Origin of the sequence: Streptomyces kronopolitis (assembly GCF_014646275.1) — a bacterium.
GTDB lineage: Bacteria > Actinomycetota > Actinomycetes > Streptomycetales > Streptomycetaceae > Streptomyces > Streptomyces kronopolitis.
Genome location: NZ_BMND01000027.1, coordinates 1 through 14,061 on the forward strand (window position 1 = coordinate 1; position 14,061 = coordinate 14,061).

Here is a 14,061-nt window from a genome sequence, read left to right on the forward strand (position 1 = left end):
CCCGCGGAGCGGGTATCACATCGCTGCGCGATGTGCAAGCGAACACCCGCGCTGCGCGCGGGTGTTCGCGCGCCCGCTCCGCGGGCGCGCTGGCGGGTGGCTACGCCACCCGCACACCCTGCTTGCTGCGCAAGCAGGGTGACGGTCCGTCCGCTGCGCTCCCGGACCGGTGGGACCCTGTCCCACTAGCAGGCCTTCGCTTCGCTCCAGCCTGGCCGGCGGGTCCGCTGCGCTCCCCCGCCTCACGGTCCTTCCGGCTGCGCCTCCAGAACCGTTGGGCCCGCTGGCGCGGGCCGGGCTGGCTACGAGGGGGTGGAGGTTGTTCGTATGGTTCCAGTGTGGTGAGTGCATCAGATTGATGCAGCATGTTCAGTTGGCGGAAATGCGGGACATCCCCCAACCACCTGGGCGGGGAGCTCCTTTGATAGAGGGTCAGCTCCGGCATTCCACTAATCCCAGCGGAAAATGACGAATTGGGAAGCTGCGAACCCGAGCCGCAGGACGGGACATCAGAAAGTGTGAATTCCGGGGTGGGGAATTACCCAAGCTACCCGGTCGTCGGGGCCGGGTAGTGGAACTGACTGCCGGCGCCCTGCGTTTCGGCCTGGGGTTGAAGCCGCTGGTTGGTGGTCGACTCCTTGGCTGATGCCAAGTTGCCTCGAGTCGACTTCCCGTTTGGCAGGATGCCGCCGAGGGGGTGTCCATGGTCAAGGGGCCGTACAGCCATGGGAAGACGCGGGAGGAAGTGGCCCGGGAGGTAAGAGTCCATATGACTCGGATCAACCGGCGCCGCCAGCGTTTCCGATCTGCTGACCAGCATGCCTTGCGCGATGTGCGGAGGCGGGTTGCTGAGGCTGTTGCAGCAGGTGTCAGCTCAGAGGAAGCTGCGGCTGTGACCGGCTACAAGCTGCAGACGGTTGCGCGGTGGTTGGTCAAGAGGAGGAATCCGGTTCGAGCGGTGTCGGTCGAGAGGGCTCGTGAGCAGCTTGATCGGATACAAGAGCGGCGGCGCCGGACTGCTCGAGAGGAGCTGAAGATCTCCGCGAGGGCGAGGGGGCTCGTACGGAGAGCGATGGAAGTGGGCATCGAGGTCGAGGAGTTCGCCGAGATCACTGGTTACTCAGTTAAGACCGTTACAAGGTGGTTTGCCTCGGTTCGTCATTCTTTGGAGCAGGCTCAACGGCAGCGAGAGGTCGCGTCTGCTCGCCGAGGCAGGAGACGTCGGCCTCCTCAGCATCTGTCGCCTGCTGAGCGTGATCGGTGGCTCGCCGAAGCGGAGAGGAGGCGCATGTGGGTTTTGAAGAGGCACGGGTTGCGGTCGGGGCAGAGGCAGGGGGCGAAGGGCGGTCAGCGTCAGGTGCCTGCGACGTCTGCTCGTCGGCTGAAGAAGCCATCGATCGGCGGGGCCAATCAACGCCGGAAGCGCCGCCAGAAGTGATCCCCGCCACACGCGCGTACTCGCGCGCGTGGACGTGCGCACGCGTAGCGGAAAGACTATTTGCTACTGGCTGGTAAGTGGGCTGTTTTCCAGGCGCAAGTGACGGGTCGTACGGGACTACTGTCGATGCACTCCCGGGGGCTGAATGCCCGGATGGTCGTGTCAGTCGCCGGGAGGTTCGCCTGGCGAGCGTGACCTTGTCACGGCTTCGGTGGCGGAGCCGTTGCGAGACAGCAGTACACCCTCGGCACGACCGGCTGAGGAATGAGTCGGGGCCTGCCCGTCGGAATCTTTGGCGGATCGTGGCGAGCAGGCCCCCCAGAACCCGGAAGGGCCCATGTCCATGACGGTACACAGCGAAGGACAGCCCATGCCTGCCGCCGGCGGTGCGTTGGCGCACACTGCGAGCGCCTCAAGCCCCGCACCCCAGACTCAGGCCACGACGGTGAGGGTCCTTGCAGTACTACTGGCGGTGATGACGGGCCTTGCCGCGGCCCTGGCCGCCTACATCACCGGCGCCCACTTGACCAAGGACGCGGCCGAACCCATCGTCTGGGCAGCCACCACCTTCGTGGCGACCACCGGCCTGGTCATCCTCCTGGAAGAGAAGACCGGCCTCATCAGGTAGCTGCCCAGACATCCGGCGTCGCGGGCAAGAAGCTCTGTGCGGCGATCTGACGGCCGGACAGGCATGCCTTTGAGAAAAGGGTCCGCTTGCGGGATGAAAGTCCTTGAGAGCGCCGTACGGCGTACTCGGCGGCGACCCTGCGGCTGGCTGCGGGCATGGGCCATGCGGACACAGAAGCTCCTGGGCGGCAGCTGCTTGTGACTGAGCGTTTGATTTGGCGAGTTGAGCAGGGTACCGGTGCGGCCCTGCTGGCGAGGCAGGTTTGGGCCTTCTCGCGCGTACGGCTCGTGCCGTGCGGTGTGCTCTGGTCATGGGTGACGTACAGGTCGTCGATGTTCCGGTAGGTCCGGTGTGGTCGCACGCCTGCCGTTTGGAGGACCTCGCGCTGCCGTACGCGCTTCCCGAGCACGCCACCGAGTGCCTGGATCTTGGGCCGGGGTGGGCACGTAGGTGGACGGTGACGTGGAAGGTCGGGAAGTCCGACGTCATCGTCCCGGTGAAGGATCTGTCGGCCGGGCCGGCGATGGTGTCGGTGCCGGTGAGGCGGTTTTCCTGGCGGACTGGTCAGCGTCACCGGCCCGGGCTGGAGTGTCTGGTCTCGACGGGCCGGCAGCACGGTTTCGAGAGTCTGGCCGAGCGCTGGCTGCTGCTGGTCCTGGACTTCGTCGGCGGGTTCGACGAGGTGCTGTCGCAGCCGTTCCGTCTGCGGCTCTCCTCCGTGGAGGGGAAGGGCTCGCACATTCCGGACTTCCTCGTGCTCGCGGCGGGGGCCTCGTGGCTCGTGGACGTGCGTCCGGGGGGCTTGATCGGTGAGGAGGACGAGGTGCGGTTCGCGGCGGCCGCGCAGGTGGCAGCCGCCGCGGGCTGGCGCTACATGGTGGTGACCGGCTGGCGTCGGCAGGTGCTGGCGGCGATCGACGCGTTGTCGGTGCGGCGCCGTCCGATGGCTGACCCTCTGGGGCTCGAGCGGCAGCTGCTGGCTGCGGTCGGCCGGCGTCCGTGGCCGTTCGGGGAGCTCGTGGGCCAGACGCAGGTGGAGGCGGTGGCCCGCACGCACGCGGTTCGTCTGCTCTGGCTCCGGCGGATGGCCGTCGACCTGGCTCTGCCGTTCGGGGACGAGAGCTGGGTCTATCCAGCGGGAGGGTTCGATGGATGACAAGCGGCAGTCGGTGCGGTTCGAGGACCTGAAGGACGATGACCAGAAGCGGTTGCGGCTGCGGGTGGCTCACTTCCTGGAGGCCGAGAGCGGCTATCGCAGCGGCAGCCGGCACTGGGCCCAGGAGGATGAGCCCAGGCCCGAGTACGACCCGGAGCGGACCACGTTGACCGAGCGCCGGCTCGCCAAGGTGGCCGAGCTGAAGGCCCTGCACCCGGATGACGCCCACCAGCTCGGTCTGGGGCAGATCAGCGAGCGCACGCTGCAACGCTGGTCCGCCGCCTGGCCTGATCAGGGAGTCATGGGGCTGGCGGACGGCCGTCTCACCCCGGTACTGCGGGGGCACCGCAAGGTCACACCGCAGGTCGGGGAGGCGATCCACGCGGTCCACGCGGAGTGCCTGCACCGCTCCCGGGTCGGGATGAAGACCAAGGAACGGATGATCCACCAGTTCGTGCGGGAGAAGTTCGGCACGGAGGCGGAGACGAAGGTCCCGCACTACACGACGCTGTTGAAGGTCTGGAAAGAGTGGTTCGGGCCCGAGGGGGGACGCCAGCGCTACCTCCGCTCAGCTGCGGCGGTCGACACCGGCGGCTCCACGGTGACGATCACCCGTCCCGGCCAGGTGGTCGTGCTGGACACCACACCGTTCGCGGTGAAGCTGCGCGACGACGTGTTCGGTGAGCCGGTCTCTGTCGATCTCACCCTCGCACTGGACGCGTTCACGCACTCCCTGGTCGCCTTCCGGCTCACCCCGGAATCGGACTCCTCCATCGAGGTGGCCATGCTGCTGCGGGACGTGATGCTGCCACTGCCCATGCGGCCGGACTGGACACCGGACATGGAATGGCACTACCCCGGCGTTCCGTCCGCGCTGATCACCGAGTTCGCCGGCTATCCGGTCGCCGGACGGCCGTTCTTCGCCCCGGAGACGGTGACCAGCGATCACGGGAGCGTCTACAAGAACCACCACCTGGTGCAGGTTGCCCGCACGCTGGGGACGGTGGTGCTGCCGGCGAGGGTGATGCGAGCGCAGGACAAGGCGGCTTGCGAACGCGCGTTCTCAGGGATCCAGTCGCTGCTGCTGGAGCTGTTGCTGGGCTATCGCGGACGGGATGTCGCGGACCGGGGCGCCGATCCGGAGGAGGACGCGGTCTGGACCGTGAATGAGGCAGAACATCTGCTGGCCACCTGGATCGTGGGGATCTGGCAGAACCGCAGGCTGGACCAGTACGCGCCCGCCTGGGACCCCGGTGGGCGGCACAGCCCGAACACGCTGTTCGCGACGGCGGCCGCCCGCGACGGGATCGCTCTGCAGATCCCGGAAGCGAGCCTCTACCACCGCCTTCTGCCCGCTCACTTCGTGAAGGTCCACGGCCGTCGCGGGGTCAAGATCGGCGGACTTTGGTATGGCGGTGACCACCCCGTCCTGGCCGGGCTCGGCTCGCTTCCCTCTCCACGCAGCGGGCGGCACCGGGGCAAGTGGGTCGTGCACCGCGATCCCCGTGACTGCCGGCAGGTGTTCATCGAGCTCGCCGGAGAGTGGCATCCCCTGCCCTGGAACGGGCTGCCCAGGGGCGAGGACGTCCTCGCGTTCTCCGACGCGCGAGTGCAGCAGGTCCTGCGCGAGGCCGCCCGGGCCGGGCTGAAGCCCCGCGATGACACCGAACTCCTGCCCGTCCTACTCGACTTGATCGGCGCTCGCTCTCCGGTCGGATCCTGGCCGAGCCAGATGACCAAGACCGAGCGGAGCGAGCGGGCCCGGGAAGTCGCCCGCGCCCGGGCCGCCGAACGCGACCGGGAGGCCGCGGGTTTGACGTCGCTGCCCGTCGCGCCGCGGCCGGCCGAGCTCGTGCGCCAGAACCAGCAGGCTGTCGACGCGGAACGGCGCCGCCGGCGCGAAGCCGCGGTCGACGCCCCGCTCGCCCTACCGCCCCGGCTCGGCGACGGCCTGCGTCAGCGCTCGCTGTTCATGCTGCCCGACGCCGACGACGAGCCCGACTCCCCACCAGCGCAGGAAGGACCGAAGTGACCGGCGAGAAGGAGACGCTGCCGTTCGTCCTGACCGGCCCCGCGCCGGCCCGCGACACAGCGGCCGGCTGGCAGCACTGGTGCCGCACCCGAAAGCTGTTCGTCCCGGCGCCGGTGATGGACCGCGCGGCCTTCGGCCTGCTGAGCCGGCGCAAGAAGATGCTGCACAACCTGCACCGCACGGCCACCCACGCGAACCTGCAGCTGCTGGACACCCCGATGAGCCGGACGGTGGAGAAACTCCTCAACGGCCGCATCGAGACCAACGCGCTGAAGATCAAGCCCACCACCCGGGCCGGGGTGATGGTCTCCGGCGGCGGCTACCAGGGCAAGACCGAATGCGTCTGCGAGATCGCCGCCGCCTTCGAGGAGCGGTGGCTCGCCCTGCACGACTACCTCAACCCCGACGCCCGCCCGGGCAGCCGCGACCTGCACATCCCGGTCGCCTACGTCCAGACCCCGGTGACCGCGAAACCGAAGAGCACCTGCAAAGCGATCCTGAACTTCTTCGACGCGCCGATCGACACACGCCCGGACCTGCCCGACCTTATCCGCCAGGTCACAGCCTCCCTGCGGGACCACGGCACCAAGGTCCTGATCCTGGACGACATCACGAGGCTTCGCATGCACCGGGCCGACGACCAGGACACCCTCGACCTGATCCGCGCGTTCATGAGCATGAACGTCACCCTGGTCCTGGTCGGCGTCGACATCCCCGGCTCCGGTCTGCTGCGCGAAGGACGCCACGACCCCGCCACCGGACAGTGGCGCCTGCCCCCGCCCCGGCATGCCAAGGCTCATGGGCTGGAGGCCACCCAGACCGAACGGCGCTTCGACCTCATCGAACTGGACCGCTTCCACTACAGCACCGCACCGCAGATCTCCGCCTGGGTCCAGCACCTGAACGGACTCCAGAGCGGCCTGCGGCTCCTGGACGCGGGCCCAGGCATGCTCACCGAAGGCACGATGCCCGAGTACCTCTACCACCGCACCAACGGTGTCGTCGGACTCCTGGAACGGCTCATCGAAGACGGCTGCCGCGAGGCCATCGACTCCGGCCGCGAACACCTGGACGAAGAAATCCTGGAGCACATCGCCATCGACCTGCGCGACAGCGACCAACGCGACGCCGACGCCGGCGAAGTCCCCAACGTCCCCGAAAAGCCCGCCCCACGCCAGCGCTCCCGCCGCGGCCGCAACACCGTCTACGACGACCGCGGCCCCCTCGGCACAGCTCAGAAGGGCGCCCGGTGATCACACCTCTGCCCCGGAGCCTGGACCCGCTGGCCGGAGAACTCCTGGCCGGCTACGTGATGCGACTCGCCCACCGCCTCGACGTCGCCCCGGACACCGTCCTACGCCACACCGGCCTGGCCGACTTCCAGCCCAACACCCAAGCCATCACCCGCACCGCCCTCTCCCTCGAGCTGCCGGCCCAACGGATGAACGACTTCCGGACGGCCACCCGGCTCACCGAGGCCGAAGCCACGGCTCTGACCTTACTGCCGCTCGCACCCCGCTACCCGCCCATCGTCCACAGCCTCGACGTCGTCCGCACCGGCAAGCGCATCCCCGCACTGGACTGGCTCTTCCCCGCAGCCGCCCGCTACTGCCCCGACTGCCTCGCCGGCGACGGAACCTCCCTGCAAACGGACCACGGAGGCCCATGGAAGACCGACTGGAGACTGCCCGTCGTCTTCGCCTGTTCACACCATCGGCGCTTCCTCGAGCATGCCTGCCCTGACTGCCGGCAATCCATCGCCGGCCGACACGGAGTGCTGATTCCCCGGCCGACCATCGCCGGTCTGCACCCGGCCCAGTGCAGAGCGCCCCTCGCCCACGGATTGTCCCGAGCACGGCGGGCAGCCCAACTCTGCGGAGCCCGCCTGGACCGGCCGCAGTCCGAACCGGGTGGCCCCTTGCCCAACGAACTCGCCGCACTGCAGATGAAGATCACCGCCATGCTCAGCCCGGGCACTCCGGCGGCCACTGCCAGCGAGTACTTCACCGACCTCCAGATGGTCAGCGGGCTCGTCACGATCACCTGGCCGAAGGCCCGCCCATCCGCACCGGGCGTCGACACCCACCGCACCGATCTGGTGCTGGCGGGCCGCCAGGACCCTTCGCACTCTCTCCACGCCAGTGCACCGCCCCAGGATGCCCGCGCTTGCGCAAGCATCCTCCTCGCTGCCGATGCCATCCTGGCGGCCGCCGACCTGCGAACCGCGCTGGCTCCCCTCGCGCCGGTCGAGAACCGCACCCGCAGCGGCATCGAACCCAAGCGTCATCGGAGCTGGGACACCACATTCCGCCGCTACCAGGACGAGTGCTCCCAGAGATTCCGAGACGCCGCTGAATACCTGGTCTCCACCCACCGCAGAAGCGGCAGGGGCGGAAGCCGACTGCCCCAGCGCGGTCTCGGCTACGCACCCCAGCACGTTCCGGCGTTCCTCCCCCTGGAGTGGGCCGAACGCCACCTCGGCGCCTTCACCGTCGCCTTCAGCATGCCGGTCCTGCGGCGCACAACCTCAGCCTTCCTCGTCCGACGAGCCCTCGGAAAGACCATCGTCGACGCCGCTGAATTCCTCGGACTCGGCATCGACGGAAAGGGCCTGGGCTCCCCCATCACCAGTTGGACCCGCCGCCAGGGCACCCCGGAAGCATACGAGCGGGCACTGGACGCCATCGCCGCAGAGCTCACCTCCGCTCCGCTGATCAACTACCGGCATCGCCGCGAACACCTCGCAGACTGGACACTGCCACCCGACTCATGGCACCAGATCGCGGCCCGACTGGAGCGCCGACGCAGTCCCCGCTACGTCGCCGACGACCGAGCCCGCCTCGCCGTGACGGCCTACATCTGGACCCGAGTCACCCACGGCGAGACCCAATTCGCCCCATGCCCTCCGGAAGCTCGGCACGACCCCAAGCATGAAGCGGCATGGAGCCGGGACCGCTACGACATCGCCCACTGGCTCAAGCAGAACAAGCAGCCCTACTACCAGCAGATGAAGCCCTTCCTCGACGCTTACGCGGACCAGCTCATCCACGCCATCGACACCGAGCACTCCGGTCGCCAACTCACGTGCCCACTCGCCAAATGAAGCGCTCAGTCACAGGTCCCGTTGCGCCCGCCCGTCCGGCGGAGTGGCTAATAGTCGAGTTCCACATAGTCGATGTCGGTGAACTCGACCTGGAGGCCGTCGGCGCGGCGGCCCCGGTCCTTGAAGTAGATCTCCTGGAGGCCCTCGGCGGCGATGTTCTGGAGGTCCTGCTCGGCGGCGCCGGCGGCCTGGGCGTCGAAGAGCCGGGCCGCGTAGGCGGGGGGCAGGGCCTGGGTGATGAGGCGGATGCGGCCGTCGTCGGTGGAGCCGGGGGCGGCGGTGAAGCCGAAGCGGGCCCGGGTCTCGATGACGATGCCGTCGGTGGTCGCCGCCCGCTTCTTCGCCCGTTCGCGGACCCGCGGCTGCCAGCGCTTGCGGACCTCCCGTTCCATGCGTGCGGCGAGGTCGCTGCGGGGGCGCTTGAGCTGCGCCTTGACGTAGCGCTCGACGGTGCGCTGCGAGATGCCGAGCAGCTCGGCGACGGCCCTCGTGGAGCCCTTCTCCGCCTTGACCAGGAACCGCATCTGCGCTGGTCCCGACTTCGGGATGGGGCGGGTGGTGGTGTGTTCCGCTGCCTTGTCGAGGCTGTCCTGGATGATGCCCATGGCGCTGGTCTACTCCCCGTCGGCGGCGGCGTCGGTGCCCTTGATGTGCCGGGCGGGATTGAGCTGCTCGTCCTCGATCATCGACGCCAGCCACAGGAAGTCCTGGGTGCCCTCGTGCTTGACCATGCCGGGCGACACCCCGAGGCGGAACCCGCCCGGCACCGGCTTGCCCTCCGGGGTGTACGGCAGGAAGTCGAGCGGCGACGGGCCGTGGGAGAGGTACACGGCGCAGTCGGACAGCACCGCCACGGGGAACAGGCCGAAGGCGGCGAGCCTGGTCATCTTGCGGTGCATGTTGGTGCGGGCCTTGCCGATCAACTCCGCCCGGATGTGCGGGCTCCACGTCGGGCGTTCCAGGGCCGGCCAGCGCTCGCCGTGCTTGTGCCGCGCGCTCTGCGGGCGTTCGCGGAGCTTGCCGATGCCGCCCTTGACGCTGGACTTGATGGCGGAGAGGACCGCGGCCCGACCCGGATCGACGCGCTTGTGGTGTGCCATGGCGGCGAGGAAGTCCTCGTCGGTCATGCCGGTGGTGACGCCGAGGTCGGCCATGGTGGCCATGTAGGCGTCGCGCAGCCTGGTGTACCAGGGGTCGAGGTAGGCGCCGCTGTCGTGGCGGACGTAGGCCTCCGTCGGCTGTACGCGGGCGCCGAGTTCCACGGCGTAGGCAACGGTGGAGGTCGAGTACCAGGCCGGTCCGTCCGGGCGGACGCCCTTGGGGGTGAAAGGGGACGGGAGGCGGGGGTCGAGGTCGACGTGGGAGAGGTCCACGAGCCACGAGCCGGGCAGCTTCGGGTCGAAGTCGGGGTGCTTCTCCTGGGTGGCGGGGCCGAGGCCGACGAGGAGGCGGTTGGCGGCCGCGGCGAACGCCATGTTGACGTCGAGGCCGACCGCGTGGGTGTAGCCCGCGGTGCACTCCTCGTCGGTGAGGGGGCGGAACCAGTCGTAGGCCTCTTCGTCGACGACCTGGTCGGGGGTGCGCTCGTGGAAACGGGGGTAGCGGGCGGCGACGACGGGGTGTTCCATCGGGGCCTCGGGCGGCGCCGGATCCACCGCTTCCGTGAGCGAGCCCGGTACCGGGCCGGACACCCAGGATCCGGACTCGTCCCGGACGGCGCGGGTCGGCGGGCGCAGCGCGGTCATCAGCTCCAGGCCGCACACCGCGGTCGAACCGCGCGGTGTGATGACGCGCTGGGCGTAGGAACCGAGTACGGCGGCGACGTCGGCCGGCGGCAGCTGCCCCGTGGCACCCCAGGAACGCTCGTCGAGCGCGCCCCAGGGCAGGACGGCCAGCTGCACGCACTGGCGCCTGCCGCCCTCCGCGGGACGGTAGATGCGTGCCCAGGGACCGAAGCCGCGCCGGGTCAACTGCCAGTCCTCATGCGCCAGTTGCTTGATCACCGGGTGATCGTCGGGCAGGCGCAGTCCGCGCCGGTCCTCCAGCTCCGCCGGCAGGCCGAGGAGTTCGGCGGACGCGGCGGTCAGCACGAGCAGCGGGTCGGCATCCTTGCCGGAGCGGTGCAGCCGCGGCGCGCCGAGCTTCGCCTCGGTCAGCGTCCAGGCGACCAGCTCCGGGAGGGTCTTGGCCGGGCAGTCGAGAACCAGACCGCCGACGCAGTACAGCGACCCGTCGTCGTCGAGCACTCCCAGCGGCCCGTGGGCGAAGCGGGGGTCGGTCTCGGACGGGGCGTCGGCCGGCTTCCTCGACGCGGCCTGCTTCGTGGCTTGCTTCGTGACCTGCTTCGGTGCGAGGTTCTTCGGCTCGGGGTGCTTCGGCGGAGAGCTTTTCGGCGGCGAAGTTTGTGGGTGCGCGTTCGTCGGGGTGGCCGGGGATGCCGGGGGCGGCACCTGCGCCGGGGTGGCGTGGACCGTCATCGGTACGCCGGGGGTGGCGGTCTGCGGCGCGGTCGGTGCGGAGGCGTCCGGCGACGTCGGTGCGGGGAGGTCGGCCGTCCCCCGGGCCTCAGTGGGCTCTGCGGGGTAGCGGTCGGCCAGGCCCTCCAACAGCCGGGCGTACGCGGCGCGTTTGGGCGGCCGCGGCTCGGTCCGGCCGGCCTCCCAGCTCGTCACGGTCTCCCGGCGCACCGACAACGCACGCGCCACCTGATCCTGGCTCAGACCGCCCGCCTCACGCAGCCGCCGCCGCTCCGCCGGCTCCGGCAGCGCGTCCTGGTCCGCCACGTGGTCCAGCAGCGCGTCGACCGAGGCGAACAGCTTGTCCTGCTCGTTGGCCACAGGATCACCTCCGGCACACACCCTAGCCGAAACACACCCGGCGTCGCGGTGAAGCGCACGTGGGACGTTGAGTGGCGCACCGGCACCGGCATGGCCACCACGCAGCGCGTTGCGTGGTGGCCATGCCGTGCCCGCAGGGGCCGGGCCGCGGTCAGAAGCCCGCGAGGGGATCGGATGCAGCCGACTCGGATGTCATGGACCTGTCATGCATAAGTGTAGAACTTGGTGTGGTCCAGCAGGTCGGCCGGCGTGATGTCGTTCCACGGCTTCATCGTGTCGTGGAGGTCGACGACGTCGGGTGTGTCTCCGTTCGGCACATAGGGCGAGGTGGGGTGCATCCGCCGCCAGTCGGCCCAGAGCTTGTCGATGAAGCAGTGGTGCAGCCAGAAGACCGGGTCGTTGGGTGAGGCGCCGGTGGTCATCTGACCGCCGACCCAGACGTGCACCCGGTTGTGCAGGTTCGGGCCGCGCCAGCCCTCGATGTTGTTGCGGAAGCCGTCGGAGGAGCTGTTCCAGGGGGCGGCGTCGTAGACGCTCATGGCGAGCACCCGGTCGACCTCGGCCCGGGTCGGCAGATCGCGGACTCCGGTGCCGAGGGAGCGGCGCAGGAACGTCCGGCCGTCCACCCGTATGTTCATCGGCCACTTCCCGCTGCCGAAGGCGAACGGTCCCGAGGTCACCCGGCCGTCGCCGGTGCGCCCGTCGCCGCCGAGGAAGTCGTCGGCCCACAGGGAGCTGCGGGGTGAGCGGTCCACGGTCCAGTCCCAGTAGGGGAGCATGACCGATGGCGTGACGCTCTGCAGGGCCTGCTCGAACTGGAGCAGGAACCGCCGGTGCCAGGGCAGGAACGACGGCGAACGGTGGCCGGTGCGCTCACCTTCGTCGGTGTCACCGATGATGAAGGCGTTGTGGGTGCTGATGAACTCGTCGTAGCGGCCGCTGCGCTTGAGCTCCAGCACCGCGTCGACGAAGTTCCGCTTTTCGGTGGCGGTGAGGTCCGCCTGATTCTTCCGGACTGCCATGTCGAGGACTCCTCGGTGGGGGGACGGTCTGGTCGGGCCTCAGCCGGTGATGACGGGCACCAGGTCAGCGCCCTGGAGTTCACGGACGGCGGCGCGCGCCAGGGCTTGCGGCGTGCTGAACGTCTGGTAGTGGTTCACCAGGCTGATCCAGGTGCCGTCCGCGTTCCGCATCACATGGAGGTCGTCGTTGTCGATGCGGACGACGAAGTCCATGCCGTCGTGCATGCCGCCGTGGTCGGCGGAGTGCTCCGCGTGGGCTCCGCCGCTCCCGTGACGTGCGTGTGCCTTGCGTGACTTGGCCTTCTGCGCGCTGCCCTTCCGTATGCCTTCTTCGTCGGCCGGCCAGCCCTCTATGTGGCGGCCCTGGTACATCTCGTCGAAGGGCTCCGGCATGTCGTGGCCGGAGTGCCCGTCAGGCGCCGGGTGGCCGTCTTCCGCCGGGTGGCCGTGGCCCTCGGCGGGACGGGCAGCGGCGGTGCCGGCGAGGGCGATCGGTGCGGTGAGTGCGGCGCCGGTCAGGGCCGCGGCGCTGCCGTACAGCACCTGGCGCCGGGTGGGACGCGACATGGTCCACTCCTCTGTTCGTCTCGGCTCCCCCTCCGGGGCCGGGCCGCGGAGGGCTGGAGCGGCGGGCCGAAGGTCGGCCCGCGCCGCCACATGCTGGCAGGGACGAACGGATCATCAAGTCGCACCGGCGAATCAAGCCAGGAACGAGACAACACCTGCATGGAGGTGCAGGATTCAACGGCGGTGATCGTACTCATGCCCCGGCGCACTTCTCCGCGGAACCGGATATTCCGCGATGAGGGCAGTCCTCGGCCGCAGATCCTTTTCCGACGTGGCCGGAATCGTGAGCCCCCGCACGGCCGGAACTCGGCGTGAATGCACGGGGCTGTGGAGGCACCGGGTTTGAAGCGGAATCCGGCGCCGACGCCGGTTTCGTGGAGCCCGTCCGAGGCCCCCTACCTCACCGCAAGGTGGACTTTTGCGACGACGGCCCCTAGGGAGCCCAGCGTGTGCACCGGGTGACACCGCCGTGGTGGCCGCAGGCGCGGAACTGGCGGTAGCTGCTGCCGTTCTGTACGTACGCGGCCGCCACGGTGTGCTGGTCGGAACCGGAGTGGACGGTGGCGGAGCACCGGTGCCGGCGGCCGCCCGGGCCGGGGTCCGACCAGTCGAGGCGCACGGTGTCGCCGCGGCGTGCACCGGTGATCCGGGCCCAGAGGTAGAGGTGGCCGCCGCGCCGGCCGTCGCGCAGGGACACCGTGGCGCGGCCGATGCGGGTGGAGGTGATGGTCTCGGGGTGGGTGAGGGCGTTGGGGTTGACGTCGGTCCCGCAGGTGAGGGCGGCCGTCGCGGGTGCGTACGCGCCGACCGGCGCACCGGACGCGGGGGTCGCTGGCGCAAAGGGGGCCGGGCTCAGCAACAGCAGTGTGCCGACCGCGGCTCCTGCCGTGATACGCCCGAGCGTCGTCGTCCTGAGCATGAGTGAGGTCACCGCGTCCTCCCGTACCGCTTCGTCAAGTGCCCGATGCAGCAGGCTAGTTGAGCTTGGGCAGATGCTCTACGGCGTGCGGGTGGGCTGCCGGGGCGTTCGGGCCACGCCCCGGGCGTGCGGCTCCGGACGGGTCGCGTCGAGCTGCGGTCCGTCCGCCTCCCGTGCGAGGTGGGCGCGGGCCGCGTGCGGCGGTGGGACAGGAAGGCGTCGAGCCGGTCCATGAGGTCGGCGGGCGTCCGCAGGAGCCCTCGCGGCGGTCGGCGTCATCGGTCCGGCGGCCGCCCGTCGCTCTCTCGCTTACCACCTCCGGACAACCAGCAATTCTCCTAGTTCCCCGCACATGGCCT

General features: G+C 69.8%; 10 protein-coding genes. 5 read left to right on the plus strand and 5 right to left on the minus strand.

What is annotated here, in order from left to right; all coding sequences use genetic code 11:
• Nucleotides 1–1,913: 1,913 nt before the first annotated feature.
• The 5 genes from IEY78_RS24925 (at nucleotide 1,914) to IEY78_RS24945 (ending at nucleotide 8,357) form a co-directional block, all read left to right on the plus strand.
• Nucleotides 1,914–2,066, plus strand: coding sequence for a hypothetical protein (locus tag IEY78_RS24925; RefSeq protein ID WP_189101868.1), 153 nt, complete (start codon nucleotides 1,914–1,916; stop codon nucleotides 2,064–2,066).
• A gap of 310 nt (nucleotides 2,067–2,376) precedes the next feature.
• Nucleotides 2,377–3,222 carry a TnsA-like heteromeric transposase endonuclease subunit gene (locus tag IEY78_RS24930; RefSeq protein WP_189101870.1) on the plus strand — a complete coding sequence of 282 codons (846 nt, stop codon included), beginning with the start codon at nucleotides 2,377–2,379 and terminating at the stop codon, nucleotides 3,220–3,222.
• Nucleotides 3,215–5,254 (plus strand): transposase, encoded by a 2,040-nt coding sequence (locus IEY78_RS24935; RefSeq protein WP_229700156.1) that lies wholly within the window; start codon nucleotides 3,215–3,217, stop codon nucleotides 5,252–5,254. Before IEY78_RS24930 ends, IEY78_RS24935 begins: the two co-directional genes overlap by 8 nt.
• Nucleotides 5,251–6,507 (plus strand): TniB family NTP-binding protein, encoded by a 1,257-nt coding sequence (locus IEY78_RS24940; protein ID WP_189101872.1) that lies wholly within the window; start codon nucleotides 5,251–5,253, stop codon nucleotides 6,505–6,507. Before IEY78_RS24935 ends, IEY78_RS24940 begins: the two co-directional genes overlap by 4 nt.
• Nucleotides 6,504–8,357 carry a TniQ family protein gene (locus tag IEY78_RS24945; RefSeq protein ID WP_189101874.1) on the plus strand — a complete coding sequence of 618 codons (1,854 nt, stop codon included), beginning with the start codon at nucleotides 6,504–6,506 and terminating at the stop codon, nucleotides 8,355–8,357. The genes IEY78_RS24940 and IEY78_RS24945 overlap by 4 nt, the downstream gene beginning before the upstream one ends.
• A 47-nt stretch (nucleotides 8,358–8,404) precedes the next feature.
• Here IEY78_RS24945 and tpg read toward each other — a convergent pair whose 3' ends face one another.
• From tpg to IEY78_RS24970, 5 genes are all read right to left on the minus strand, one after another.
• Complete coding sequence (tpg, locus tag IEY78_RS24950) at nucleotides 8,405–8,962, minus strand: telomere-protecting terminal protein Tpg (protein ID WP_189101876.1); 558 nt, start codon at nucleotides 8,960–8,962, stop codon at nucleotides 8,405–8,407.
• 9 nt (nucleotides 8,963–8,971) lie between these two features.
• A complete protein-coding gene (gene tap, locus IEY78_RS24955) occupies nucleotides 8,972–11,194 on the minus strand; it encodes a telomere-associated protein Tap (RefSeq protein ID WP_189101878.1) in 2,223 nt (740 codons plus the stop codon).
• Nucleotides 11,195–11,397: 203 nt separating this feature from the next.
• Nucleotides 11,398–12,216: a tyrosinase MelC2 gene (gene melC2 / locus IEY78_RS24960; RefSeq protein ID WP_189101880.1), complete on the minus strand. Its 819-nt coding sequence runs from the start codon at nucleotides 12,214–12,216 to the stop codon at nucleotides 11,398–11,400.
• 39 nt (nucleotides 12,217–12,255) lie between these two features.
• Nucleotides 12,256–12,783: an apotyrosinase chaperone MelC1 gene (gene melC1, locus IEY78_RS24965; protein WP_189101882.1), complete on the minus strand. Its 528-nt coding sequence runs from the start codon at nucleotides 12,781–12,783 to the stop codon at nucleotides 12,256–12,258.
• 433 nt (nucleotides 12,784–13,216) lie between these two features.
• Nucleotides 13,217–13,714: a hypothetical protein gene (locus tag IEY78_RS24970; protein WP_189101884.1), complete on the minus strand. Its 498-nt coding sequence runs from the start codon at nucleotides 13,712–13,714 to the stop codon at nucleotides 13,217–13,219.
• Nucleotides 13,715–14,061: the final 347 nt, after the last annotated feature.

What these genes read in the sequence shown, in the direction of transcription:
- IEY78_RS24925 (WP_189101868.1), top strand. Translation starts at nt 1,914, where the DNA reads ATGACGGGCCTTGCCGCGGCCCTGGCCGCCTACATCACCGGCGCCCAC.
- melC2 (WP_189101880.1), bottom strand. Translation starts at nt 12,216, where the DNA reads ATGGCAGTCCGGAAGAATCAGGCGGACCTCACCGCCACCGAAAAGCGG.
- melC1 (WP_189101882.1), bottom strand. Translation starts at nt 12,783, where the DNA reads ATGTCGCGTCCCACCCGGCGCCAGGTGCTGTACGGCAGCGCCGCGGCC.
- IEY78_RS24930 (WP_189101870.1), top strand. Translation starts at nt 2,377, where the DNA reads ATGGGTGACGTACAGGTCGTCGATGTTCCGGTAGGTCCGGTGTGGTCG.
- IEY78_RS24935 (WP_229700156.1), top strand. Translation starts at nt 3,215, where the DNA reads ATGGATGACAAGCGGCAGTCGGTGCGGTTCGAGGACCTGAAGGACGAT.
- tpg (WP_189101876.1), bottom strand. Translation starts at nt 8,962, where the DNA reads ATGGGCATCATCCAGGACAGCCTCGACAAGGCAGCGGAACACACCACC.